This window comes from Acinetobacter rathckeae (assembly GCF_015627125.1).
Taxonomy (GTDB): domain Bacteria; phylum Pseudomonadota; class Gammaproteobacteria; order Pseudomonadales; family Moraxellaceae; genus Acinetobacter; species Acinetobacter rathckeae.
On record NZ_VTDO01000001.1, the window covers coordinates 511884 to 523070 of the forward strand.

Annotated in this window: 13 protein-coding genes; 6 read left to right on the forward strand and 7 right to left on the reverse strand. The window is 42.0% G+C overall.

Annotated features, from left to right (window positions below):
* Nucleotides 1-3 precede the first annotated feature (3 nt).
* The 4 genes from pqqC to I2F31_RS02530 are packed head-to-tail and all read left to right on the forward strand — an operon-like array spanning nt 4 to nt 3214.
* On the forward strand, nt 4-762 hold the full coding sequence (gene pqqC / locus I2F31_RS02515) for a pyrroloquinoline-quinone synthase PqqC (protein WP_195767953.1): 759 nt from the start codon (nt 4-6) through the stop codon (nt 760-762).
* Nucleotides 759-1043 (forward strand): pyrroloquinoline quinone biosynthesis peptide chaperone PqqD, encoded by a 285-nt coding sequence (pqqD, locus tag I2F31_RS02520; protein ID WP_195767952.1) that lies wholly within the window; start codon nt 759-761, stop codon nt 1041-1043. The genes pqqC and pqqD overlap by 4 nt, the downstream gene beginning before the upstream one ends.
* A complete protein-coding gene (gene pqqE, locus I2F31_RS02525) occupies nt 1036-2160 on the forward strand; it encodes a pyrroloquinoline quinone biosynthesis protein PqqE (protein ID WP_195767951.1) in 1125 nt (374 codons plus the stop codon). The genes pqqD and pqqE overlap by 8 nt, the downstream gene beginning before the upstream one ends.
* A 13-nt stretch (nt 2161-2173) precedes the next feature.
* On the forward strand, nt 2174-3214 hold the full coding sequence (locus I2F31_RS02530; RefSeq protein ID WP_195773399.1) for a dipeptidase: 1041 nt from the start codon (nt 2174-2176) through the stop codon (nt 3212-3214).
* Between the two features lie 41 nt (nt 3215-3255).
* Here the strand turns inward: I2F31_RS02530 and I2F31_RS02535 are convergent, their stop codons facing one another.
* Nucleotides 3256-3909 (reverse strand): epoxyqueuosine reductase QueH, encoded by a 654-nt coding sequence (locus I2F31_RS02535; protein ID WP_195767949.1) that lies wholly within the window; start codon nt 3907-3909, stop codon nt 3256-3258.
* Nucleotides 3910-4103: 194 nt separating this feature from the next.
* Between I2F31_RS02535 and I2F31_RS02540 the strand changes: the two genes are divergently transcribed.
* A complete protein-coding gene (locus tag I2F31_RS02540) occupies nt 4104-5486 on the forward strand; it encodes a PepSY-associated TM helix domain-containing protein (RefSeq protein ID WP_195767948.1) in 1383 nt (460 codons plus the stop codon).
* A gap of 27 nt (nt 5487-5513) precedes the next feature.
* Here I2F31_RS02540 and lptB read toward each other — a convergent pair whose 3' ends face one another.
* From lptB to I2F31_RS02565, 5 genes are read right to left on the reverse strand one after another with little or no spacing between them, the layout of a single operon-like run.
* A complete protein-coding gene (lptB, locus tag I2F31_RS02545; RefSeq protein WP_195767947.1) occupies nt 5514-6257 on the reverse strand; it encodes an LPS export ABC transporter ATP-binding protein in 744 nt (247 codons plus the stop codon).
* Nucleotides 6254-6841 carry a lipopolysaccharide transport periplasmic protein LptA gene (gene lptA / locus I2F31_RS02550; protein WP_195767946.1) on the reverse strand — a complete coding sequence of 196 codons (588 nt, stop codon included), beginning with the start codon at nt 6839-6841 and terminating at the stop codon, nt 6254-6256. Before lptA ends, lptB begins: the two co-directional genes overlap by 4 nt.
* Complete coding sequence (lptC, locus tag I2F31_RS02555) at nt 6831-7373, reverse strand: LPS export ABC transporter periplasmic protein LptC (RefSeq protein ID WP_195767945.1); 543 nt, start codon at nt 7371-7373, stop codon at nt 6831-6833. Before lptC ends, lptA begins: the two co-directional genes overlap by 11 nt.
* A 27-nt stretch (nt 7374-7400) precedes the next feature.
* Entirely contained in the window at nt 7401-7940 is a 540-nt protein-coding gene (locus I2F31_RS02560) for a KdsC family phosphatase (RefSeq protein WP_195767944.1), read from the reverse strand.
* 1 nt (nt 7941) lies between these two features.
* Nucleotides 7942-8907: a KpsF/GutQ family sugar-phosphate isomerase gene (locus tag I2F31_RS02565; protein WP_407647858.1), complete on the reverse strand. Its 966-nt coding sequence runs from the start codon at nt 8905-8907 to the stop codon at nt 7942-7944.
* Between the two features lie 230 nt (nt 8908-9137).
* On the opposite strand from I2F31_RS02565, the gene cysS reads away from it, so the two are divergent.
* Complete coding sequence (cysS, locus tag I2F31_RS02570; protein WP_195767942.1) at nt 9138-10562, forward strand: cysteine--tRNA ligase; 1425 nt, start codon at nt 9138-9140, stop codon at nt 10560-10562.
* 98 nt (nt 10563-10660) lie between these two features.
* Here cysS and I2F31_RS02575 read toward each other — a convergent pair whose 3' ends face one another.
* A complete protein-coding gene (locus I2F31_RS02575; RefSeq protein ID WP_228285048.1) occupies nt 10661-11161 on the reverse strand; it encodes a lipocalin-like domain-containing protein in 501 nt (166 codons plus the stop codon).
* Nucleotides 11162-11187: the final 26 nt, after the last annotated feature.

Here is an 11187-nt window from a genome sequence, read left to right on the forward strand (position 1 = left end):
CGCATGAGTGATTCGAACAAGGCCTTAAGCCTAGAAGATTTTAAAGCCGCCATTATGGCAAAAGGGCAGTATTATCATATTTATCACCCATTTCATGTGATGATGTATGAAGGAAAGGCCACGCAACAACAGCTACAAGCATGGGTAGCGAACCGTTATTATTACCAAATTAATATTCCACTCAAAGACGCTGCCATTATGGCAAACTGTCCTGATCAACGTGTGCGTCAATCTTGGATTCAACGTATGATTGACCAAGATGGTGAATATCCAGATGGGGGTGGGCGTGAAGCATGGTTACGTTTGGCTGAAGCTGTTGGGCTGACTCGTGAACAAGTCATTTCTGAAGAGTTAGTATTGCCTGCGGTACGTTTTGCAGTCGATGCATATGTTAACTTTGCACGTAGAACCACGTGGAGAGAGGCTGCAAGTAGTTCACTTACAGAATTATTTGCACCGCAAATTCATCAGTCACGTTTAGATTCATGGCCAAAACATTATCCGTGGATTAGCGAGCAAGGTTATGATTATTTCCGTTCTCGGCTCAGTCAAGCACGCCGTGATGTAGAGCATGGTCTAACCATTACTTTAGACTCATTCACGACTTATGAGTCTCAACAACGCATGCTAGAGATTCTACAGTTTAAACTTGACATACTATGGTCTATACTTGATGCATTGACACTTGCTTATGTGCATCAACAACCTCCATATCACAGCGTGACGGATCAAGCTGTATGGCATAAAGGATTATTTAAATGAGCCAATTCGACACCACTATTGTGCCCGTATGGCAACGAGGCTATCGTTTCCAGTACGAGCCATCGCAACAGGCATATATTATTTTATATCCTGAGGGGATGATCAAACTCAATGAAACAGCCTCTGCAATTGCACAACATATCGATGGCAAGCGCTCAGTGGCTGAGATTATTTTGCAATTAAAACAGCAGTTTGGCGACATCTCTGAAATTGATAAAGATGTGACAGATTATATGTTGGTGGCAGAAAAAGAAAACTGGATTAAACTCTCTCATGGCTGAAGTCGGTTTACCTTTATGGTTACTTGCCGAGCTGACCTATCGTTGCCCATTACAATGCCCTTATTGCTCTAATCCGTTAGAGTTTGCATCGATGCAAAATGAGCTCACCACAGCGCAGTGGTTTGATGTGTTTAAAGATGCACGGCAAATGGGTGCAGTACAGCTTGGCTTTTCGGGTGGTGAGCCTTTGGTTCGCCAAGATCTTCCACAACTGATTAAATATGCACATGATTTGGGTTTCTACACCAATCTCATTACCTCTGGGTTGGGGCTCAATGAAGAGAAAATTGCACAATTTCAGCAAGCAGGACTTGATCATATTCAAGTGAGCTTTCAGGCCAGCGATCCTGTTATTAACGACATGTTAGCTGGTTCTAAAAAAGCGTTTGAAAAGAAAAAGCAAATTGCTAAGTTAGTCAAAAAATATGAATACCCAATGGTACTCAATTTTGTGATTCATCGGCATAATATTGACCAGATTGAAGAAATTATTCAGCTGTGTATTGAACTTGAAGCAGATACCGTTGAGCTTGCAATTTGTCAGTTTTATGGTTGGGCCTATTTAAACCGTCAAGGTTTGCTACCAACTAAAGCACAGCTTGAACGAGCAGAACGGATAACCAACGAGTACCGTGCTAAGCTTAAAGCTGCCAATAACCCGTGTAAGCTCATCTTTGTGGTACCTGACTATTATGAAGAGCGACCGAAAGCGTGTATGAATGGTTGGGGAAGTATTTTCTTAACCATTACACCTGATGGTACGGCATTACCATGTCATGCTGCTAGACAGCTTCCAATGCACTTTCCAAATGTGAAAGACCAGCCATTGTCTGATATTTGGTATAAATCGACAGGATTTAACCACTTTAGGGGCGACTCATGGATGCCAGAGCCGTGTAGAAGTTGTCCTGATAAGAAAAAAGACTTTGGTGGGTGTCGTTGCCAAGCCTTTATGCTGACAGGTGATGCTGCCAATACAGACCCTGTTTGTTCTAAGTCAGAGCATCATCATATGATTGTTCAAGCGCGTAAAGACAGTGAAAAACAGTTGGCTTTATCTGAGTTGACCTTTAGAAACAAAAAGAACTCTAAGATGATTTTAGTGTCTAAGGGTTAGGTAGTGGTGGCGTATGGTTTTTGATGGTCATAATGATTTATTGGCACGCTTGTGGCTATCATCGCATAAAGACCCTGTGGGTGCGTTTTTACATGAGACTTTAGATGGACAAATAGATTTACACCGTTGCCAGCAGGGGCGTGTGTTTGGCGGTTTATTTGCCATATTTGTACCGCCATTTGACTATGTAAAAGCCAATGCACCGCATAAAATTGTACATTATGCAGACCATCAAACCGATTATACCACCATGCAACGTTATGATATTTGTATGGCTCAGTTTGAATATGCCCAGCAAATAGAGTATAGGTCTCAGGGGCAAGTGAAAATTTGTCGGAGCGTAGCAGATATTAATGCATGTATGCAACAGCAGTGTTTAGCAATGGTATTGCATTTAGAAGGTGCTGAAGCACTCACTGAATTGAGCCAACTCGATGCATGGCATGCGTTGGGCTTACGGAGTGTTGGCTTGGTTTGGAATCAGCCTTCGCAGTTTGGGCACGGCTTACAGGCCAAGTTTCCACATTCACCCAATACAGGGTTAGGCTTAACTGAGCTTGGTCAAACATGGGTATTAGCATGTGAAGAACGGTCAATGCTTGTTGATGTATCGCATATGAACGAGCAGGCGTTTTGGCAGACACAGCAATGTTTAACACAGCCAATCGTTGCCACACACTCTAATGTACATGCCATTTGCCCACAAGCTCGAAATTTGCTCGACACACAATTAATTGCAGTTAAAGCCAGCGGTGGTGTAGTTGGTGTGAATTTTGATACGGCCTTTTTACGATCAGATGGCAAGCGTAACAAAGATACGCCGTATGAAGTCATGTTTGCACACTTAGACTACTTGCTTGAGTATGTGGGTGAGCAAGGTGTTGCTTTTGGCTCAGATTACGATGGTGGTTTTATGTCTGCTCATTGGCCATCTATAGATTATTTCCCACGATTGATTGATGCCTTGTCTGATTATGGCTATAGAGATACACGCATTGAAAATATCTGTTATAAAAATTGGCATGCCGTGTTCAATCGTATTTGGAAATCATGACGTATAAAAAAAGCCCATAATGGGCTTTTTTTAGGATCGGCTTATTGGTCATCACTCATGGCAGAGTAAAATTTCACACCAAGTTTAATGCGTTCACGACCTTGGCTTTTACGAAAGCGGTTGGTATCGCGTAATGAATACACACAGCCACAGTATTCTTGCTGATAAAACTCTTCACGCTTACTAATCTCAATCATACGACTAGAACCACCACCTTTACGCCAGTTGTAGTCCCAATAAGTCATGTTAGGGTAGTGAGATGCTGCACGTTCGCCACAGCCGTTAATTTGTTTCATGTCTTTCCAGCGAGAAATCCCTAGCGAACTTGAAATTACTGAAAAGCCATGCTCATGTGCATAGAGGGCAGTCCGCTCAAAACGCATGTCAAAACACATGGTGCAACGAATGCCTCGTTCGGGTTCATCTTCCATGCCTTTAGCACGTTCAAACCAATTGTCTGTGTCATAATCACAGTCAATAAATGGAATATTGTGTTTTTCTGCAAAGCGAATGTTTTCTTCTTTACGAATCAAATATTCTTTTACAGGGTGAATGTTTGGATTATAAAAAAAGATTGAGAAATCAATACCAGATGCGATAATTGCTTCCATAACTTCGCCTGAGCAAGGTGCACAGCACGAGTGTAGCAATAATTTATCTGCCTTATTTGGCAATTCTAACTTGGCTCTTTGCATAAAACTAACAAAACAATTGGCTGGAAATAGCCATGCATTATACGAGAAAAAATAATTTTGTGTGTTTGTTTTTTATACACAAGGCGTTTATAAGAGCCTAGATCTACTGTTGGCGGTGTACAAGTGGCTTTTTTACTGTTCAGTTTAGAGTGCGATTGCTACACTATAGCAGTTGCTTTAGATTAAATTTATGTATGACACAGCCATCTGCCAAAAAAAGTTTTATTGATATAAGCCTAAAACTTGTTCATAGCTATATGGGTTTTTTTATTGCACCATTTATTTTTATTGCTGCTTTAACAGGGGTTTTATATGGCTTAACGCCACAGTTCGAAAACTATCTTTATCAGCGTCATACACAAGTGACGTCTACAACAGGCACAGCACATCTTTTAAGTGAGCAAATCGGTCGGGCACAAAAGGCTTTACCTGCGGGGGCACATATTATGGAAGTTCGCCCTGCAAGTACAGACCATACCACCACACGTGTATTGTATATGGATCAAGAGTCTCCTGACGAAATGACGGCGATTTTTATTAATCCATATACGCTTGCATTGCAAGGGAGAACACAAGTCTACGGTAAAAGCGGTGTTTTTCCTGTGAGAACTTTTTTAGACCACATGCACCGTGATTTATTATTGGGGCAGTATGGGCGTATTTATAGCGAGTTGGTAGCCAGTTGGTTGGGACTTTTTGCAATCACAGGTTTTTGGCAGTGGTATCAAAGAAAATCACAACTCAAAACTACAGATCCAAAGCTTAAAAAAATCCGTTGGCATATTTGGATTGGGCTATGTGTGTTGCCGATGATGTTATTTTTCTCGGTGACAGGACTGACATGGTCAAATTGGGCAGGTACAAATATTGCCAAGATTCGTCACCTATTTAATGGCGACACCCCTAGTTTAAATTTACGCCTAGATGGTACCAACACAGCTGTTTCTGCATCACAACAACATGCAGAGCATGAGCAAGCAAGTAACCACCGTATGGCTCAATTTAGTGGCGAGGAGCTTCAATACTTTGACCAAATTGTTCAAGTCGCCCGTTCAAATGGTTTAACGGCTTCTGCACTGCGAATTATTCCAAGTGAAAATGTGAATGTACGTGCTTGGAGCGTACAAGAATTACAACATGCTTGGCCTACAAAAGTTGATTCGCTGGCTGTAGATATGCGACATGCACAAGTGATAGATCAAACACGCTTTGCTGATTATCCTTTGTCTGCCAAATTGACACGCTGGGGGATAGACTTGCACGTGGGGGTATTGTTTGGTTGGGTAAATCAATTGGTATTGGTGTTAAGTGGTTTACTGATTTTAGTGGCAATTGCTTGGGCATATGCATCTTGGCTTAGCCGACTTGGATTTAAAGCTATTTTTACAGGTTTTCATCAGCATATTGCATATTGGTATCGCTCGGGCAGCTGGTTGCAACTTGCAAGTGTTATTGTGCTGATTGTGCTGTCGTATTGGCTCATTCCAGTATGGACGATGAGTATTATTGCGATGCATGTTTTGGCCTTGTTGATATATGCATGTGTTGTTTTGGGTAAAAAAAAGACCAAGGCATAAGCTTTGGTCTTTTTCAAAAGGGTTTAATTACACGGTAAAGTCATCACCTAAATACACTTCACGCACTGTGGTGTTGGCAAGTACTTCTTCGGCTGTACCTTCAGCGATCACCGCACCTTCGCTCACAATATATGCTTTTTCACAAATGGCTAGCGTTTCACGCACGTTATGATCGGTAATTAGAACACCAATTCCACGGTCTTTTAAAGTTTGAATAATATCTTTGATGTCACCCACCGAAATTGGGTCAACCCCTGCAAATGGCTCATCAAGTAACATAAATTTGGGTTCAGCAGCTAAAGCACGTGCAATTTCCGCACGTCTACGCTCACCACCAGAGACACTCATACCCAATGAATCTTTAATGTGAGTAATTTTAAAGTCTTCAAGCAGTGTTTTAAGGCGTTGCTCACGTTGAGCTTTATTTAACTCTTTCTTGGTTTCTAAGATGGCCATAATATTTTCGCCAATGGTCAGCTTGCGAAAAATAGAGGCTTCTTGTGGTAAATAGCCTAAGCCTTTACGAGCACGTTCATGCATAGCAAAGTGGGAAAGGTCTTGGTCATCTAGGTAAATTTCACCTTTGTCCATGCGAACAAGGCCAACAACCATGTAAAAACTTGTGGTTTTTCCTGCACCATTTGGCCCAAGTAAGCCAACAATTTGACCACTTTGCATTTCAAAAGACACATCTTTGACCACCCAGCGTTTGCTATAGTTTTTCGCAAGGTGTTTAATTTTTAATGTTTGTACGTTTTGATTTTCACTCATTGGCTTACTGCTCCAGGCATTGCTTTAGAGCTGTTTGCAGGAATTGTAATTTGTACACGGCCTTGGTTTTGTGAGGCATTGGTTGTTGTGACTGCTGCCCCGCCAGTACGATCACCAACTGCTTCAATATCACCTTTATTCATACTGTAACGTAAGGTTGCTCCACGAATGCTTGCACCATCTTGGTCAACCAATGCATTGCCTGTAAGGGTAATAATGCCTGTATCTGCACTATAAACAATCTTTTGTGCCTGACCTTTAGCCAGTTTGTTGGCATCGGTTTGTTGTTGGAAGCGAGCAGGTGAACCTAGAGCAGATACAGTGCTAATTTGGCGCGCCTTATTGAGCTGTGCGGTCACAGCATTGGCTTGCAGTTTCATACTGCCTTGCTCAATGACCACATTGCCTGTATAGGTGGTTATGCCTGTTTTGTCATTATAAGTGGCTTTGTCTGCAACCAATGAAATGGGTTGGCTACGGTCACTCGGTAAGGCAAAAGCGGTGAGTGGTTGCACCAATAATGCACTAAGTAAAGCGATGTTTAAACTTATTTTACGCTGAAATAACGGTGTATTAAGGTGCATATTTGCCTCGAATATTAAAAAACTCATATTGTCCCGAATTGAGGTCGGCTTTTAGCCCTTGGCTAGTAAAGCGTCCTTGTGGCGAGTCAACTTGAATGGTGCGATCCGTCTGTATGGTTTTTGTGTCTGGGTAGCCCGTCAGTTCAGTGGTATGAAAAATCATATCACCTTGAGGGGTTGTCTTTTGCGCAACGACATTGTCTTGTAAGACAAATTTTTCGTTGTCATTGTAACCCGTTGCCTTTGGCGCTGTATAGATTGTGTCTTCTTTACCTGCGATATAGGTCGTAGCCTTTAAATCATACAGTTGAGTGATGTCTGTATTTGGGTCTTGCTGGGCTTGTGCTACAGAGGCACGTACCGAAACCATGCCTTTGACATCGCTTTGTGTCAGCTTTACATCATTCGCAGAAAAGCTCATTTGAGATGTGCTATCGCTGTCCAGTTTTTTGCCTTTACCACTAAAGTAATAGTAGCCACTGCTCACAGAAGCAATGACTAAAGCAATGATATATATGTTTCTGGTTTCCATAAGCACTGTTTTAAGCAAGTTATTGTATTAATGGGCTTGGGTAAGATACTTTTCAAGTAGCTCTTGGTAAACACCTTTGGCATGTAACAGCATATCACACACTTCACGTACAGCACCGCGTCCCCCCATGGCTTGGGTCACTAAGTCGGCACGTTTACGTACTTCGGTATGGCCATTAGGTACAGTGACTTTCATGCCTGCAATGGCAAATGCAGAAAGGTCAGGCCAATCATCGCCCATATATAAGCACTCTTGCGGTGAAAGATTGAGTGTTTTACAAGCTTCAAGCAGTGCAGTACCTTTGTCTTCACGGCCTTGATAGACAAGGTCTACGCCTAGACTAGACATGCGTTGGTTGACAATATTACTTTGTCTTCCTGTAATAATAATGACTTTTAGACCTGCTTGTTGCACAAGCTTCATGCCTAAACCATCACGAATATCAAAAGATTTAAGCTCATCACCTGAGTTGGTGAGGGTCACAAAACCATCGCTGAGTATGCCATCGACATCAAGCACGAGAGCCTGCATGTCTCGTGCTTGTTCGAGTAAAATATAAGATGCCATGTTATGCAACTCCTGCTTGAATCAGGTCATGCATACTGAGTACGCCAATGACTTGGTTATGTGTGTTGACCACAACAAATTGGTTAATTTTTTTCTCTTTGAGTTGTTCTAAAGCATCGACAGCACGTACTTCTTGGTCAATGGTGCTAGGGCTTTTGGTCATTACTTCACTGACAGGGAGGTTCACATCAAAGCCTTGTTGTTTGTCAATGAGACGTCTTAAGTCACCATCGGTAAACACGCCTAGTAAGGTGTCTTGTTCATCAACCACAGTTGTTAGACCTAAGCGCTTCTCTGTAATTTCAAATAAGACTTTTCCCATAGGGGTTTCTGGTCGTACTTTAGGTAACTCGTTTTGTGTGTGCATGAGGTGTTTAACATGAAGTAGTAAACGTTTACCTAATGCACCTGCAGGGTGTGAACGGGCAAAGTCATCTGAGGTAAAACCACGGGCATCAAGTAGTGCCACAGCGAGGGCATCACCTAAGGCAAGGGTGGCTGTAGTGCTTGAGGTTGGTGCGAGGCCAAGAGGGCAGGCTTCTTGTAGTTCACCAAGCGTCAGTGCAACATCTGCATTTTGTGGCATAGGCCCTTGGTCTGTGCCACTGATGGTAATTAAAGGAATGTTTAGGTGTTTGATGAGAGGCATAAGCATCATAATTTCATCGCTTTTGCCTGAGTTGGAAATAGCAATAACAACATCGCCTTGAACCAACATGCCTAAGTCACCATGACTGGCTTCACCCGGGTGCATAAAAAATGAGGGTGTACCTGTAGAGGCAAAAGTAGCCGCCATTTTTCGTCCAATATGGCCAGATTTTCCCATACCAGTCACGACTAAGCGCCCTTTGCACTGTAAAATAATTTCGCAGGCTTGCACAAAGCGAGCATCTATTTGTGTGGCTAAAACCGCCAATGCTTGCTGTTCGATGTGCAAGGTTTCTAACGCGACCTTTTTAAAGTCGATGGTGTGGGGTGCAAGGGAAGCCTTCAAAACATATTACCTTTGGTCATCATCTAAATTGCTATGCAGAATATGCAACAAAAACGCCATACATACTAGCATAAAACTGCCCAAGCAATGTTTGAAAATGTATTGTGTTTGCGGAACTTTACTTTTTTTGTGCAGAATTGTTTGTGAAAAATTATGGATCAGTTATGATGAACTATCTTTGTGTTGAAGCAATTTAAGATTTTATGCAACCATTTGTTTTATATAACTCCGAGCAACGAAAAAAAGTTGAATTTGTACCACGTCAATCAGGACATATCGATATTTATGTTTGTGGTATGACGGTGTATGACTATTGTCATATTGGTCATGCTCGCACAGTGGTTGCATTTGACTACATTGTCCGTTTTTTACGTAGTCAGGGTTGGTCTGTAAAGTATATTCGTAATATTACCGATATTGACGACAAGATTATTCAGCGTGCCAATGAACGTAATGAAAGTATTCAAGCACTCACAGACCGTTTTATTGATGCCATGGACGAAGACTTTACTGCTCTTGGCTGTGTTGCACCTGATGAGTCACCTCGTGCGACCAATTATATTGGTGAAATGCAAAATATGATTGGTACGTTGGTGAATAATGGTACGGCGTATGCGGCGAATAATGGCGACGTATATTTTGAAGTCGATAAGTTTAAGAAATACGGTCGTTTGTCTGGGCGAAAGCTAGAAGATATGCAAGCGGGTGCAAGCGAGCGTGTTGATGTAGAAGTAGAAAAGAAACATCCATTTGATTTTGTATTGTGGAAACGTGCAAAACCAAATGAGCCATTTTGGCCATCGCCGTGGGGCAATGGTCGCCCGGGTTGGCATATCGAATGTTCTGCAATGTCTACATGCTGTTTAGGGAATCACTTTGATATTCATGGCGGTGGGGGAGATTTACCTTTTCCACATCATGAAAATGAAATTGCACAAAGTGAAGCCTCAACAGGTGAGCAATATGTCAATTATTGGATGCATGTTGGTTTTGTAAATATTAATGGTGAGAAAATGTCTAAGTCATTAGATAACTTTTTTACCATTCGAGAAGTGCTAGAGAAATTTCACCCAGAAGTGGTACGTTACTTTATTACGGCGTCACATTACCGTAGCCCAATTAACTTTTCTGATACGGCACTGAAAGAGTCAAAAACTGCACTCAGCCGTTTTTATCATGCATTGAAAGGCTATGAACAAGTTTACGGTGCATTAGCACCAACGCATCAGGCAGATGCAGACTATGTGGCCCGTTTTAATGCAGCGATGAATGATGACTTTAATACACCTGAAGCGTTTGCGATTTTGTTTGAAGTCTCTCGTGAGCTGAACCGTGCAGTCAAAGAACAAGTTGAGGCAGATGCCCACCGTTACTGTGCAACGCTTAGACATCTTGCGGATGTATTGTGTTTGGTTCAACACCCGATTGATGAGTTTTTACAATCGACCATTGGTCAAGAAGCCAATGGCTTGTCTGATGCAGAGATTGAAGACAAAATACAAGCACGTGTTGATGCAAAAAAAGCCAAAGACTTTGCATTGTCTGATGCGATTCGAGCAGATTTACTGGCTCAAGGCATTGTACTTGAAGATACTCGACAGGGTACAACATGGCGACGTGCTGATTAAATCGTTAAAAAACCACCTCAATTTTGAGGTGGTTTTTTATGTAAATATACAAGGCATGAATGGTTTTATCGCCTGTATTTATGATGTGGTACACACCATTATTTATCTCTTTTAAAGGTGATGATCGAGCGTGTTATACCTGGCCAGTTCGGCATTTGACGCCATGGTGTTAATACATTTAATGTATCTCCATTAATCTCAAACTCTCGACATTGCTGTGTGCCAACCCACTTAGGGTTCCAAGCCGCTTCAACATCTGTACACCATTTATTTCCTGTCACTGACCACTTTCCTGTATAGGCAATGACTGAATCTAAGAGCGCGGCTTTCTCTGCATCTGTTTTAGCATTGGTATTACGGTTGTCGCCTGTGAGGACAAAATTAATGCGATGATCTGCGGTGAAAATGACTCGCCCTGTTGGGTGTTCTCCCATTGCTGGAATGAAAGTGTTTGTGGCTTGATCTTCGACTTTATAGCTTACCAGTACCCAAGAGCCTTCAATTGAAGGGGGCGTTGTTGATTCGGCCGCAACGGCTTGTGCACCGATACCTGTTAAATAAATAAACATGGAAGATAGGATTTTATTTAATGAAAGCATGAATTTACCTGAGGTGTTGAAAATCA

Excerpts from the sequence above, each read along its gene's own strand:
- I2F31_RS02535 (WP_195767949.1), bottom strand. The coding sequence starts at position 3,909 with ATGCAAAGAGCCAAGTTAGAATTGCCAAATAAGGCAGATAAATTATTG.
- lptB (WP_195767947.1), bottom strand. The coding sequence starts at position 6,257 with ATGAGTGAAAATCAAAACGTACAAACATTAAAAATTAAACACCTTGCG.
- I2F31_RS02560 (WP_195767944.1), bottom strand. The coding sequence starts at position 7,940 with ATGGCATCTTATATTTTACTCGAACAAGCACGAGACATGCAGGCTCTC.
- pqqE (WP_195767951.1), top strand. The coding sequence starts at position 1,036 with ATGGCTGAAGTCGGTTTACCTTTATGGTTACTTGCCGAGCTGACCTAT.
- pqqC (WP_195767953.1), top strand. The coding sequence starts at position 4 with ATGAGTGATTCGAACAAGGCCTTAAGCCTAGAAGATTTTAAAGCCGCC.
- cysS (WP_195767942.1), top strand. The coding sequence starts at position 9,138 with ATGCAACCATTTGTTTTATATAACTCCGAGCAACGAAAAAAAGTTGAA.
- lptA (WP_195767946.1), bottom strand. The coding sequence starts at position 6,841 with ATGCACCTTAATACACCGTTATTTCAGCGTAAAATAAGTTTAAACATC.
- I2F31_RS02530 (WP_195773399.1), top strand. The coding sequence starts at position 2,174 with ATGGTTTTTGATGGTCATAATGATTTATTGGCACGCTTGTGGCTATCA.
- I2F31_RS02575 (WP_228285048.1), bottom strand. The coding sequence starts at position 11,161 with ATGCTTTCATTAAATAAAATCCTATCTTCCATGTTTATTTATTTAACA.
- pqqD (WP_195767952.1), top strand. The coding sequence starts at position 759 with ATGAGCCAATTCGACACCACTATTGTGCCCGTATGGCAACGAGGCTAT.
- I2F31_RS02540 (WP_195767948.1), top strand. The coding sequence starts at position 4,104 with ATGACACAGCCATCTGCCAAAAAAAGTTTTATTGATATAAGCCTAAAA.
- lptC (WP_195767945.1), bottom strand. The coding sequence starts at position 7,373 with ATGGAAACCAGAAACATATATATCATTGCTTTAGTCATTGCTTCTGTG.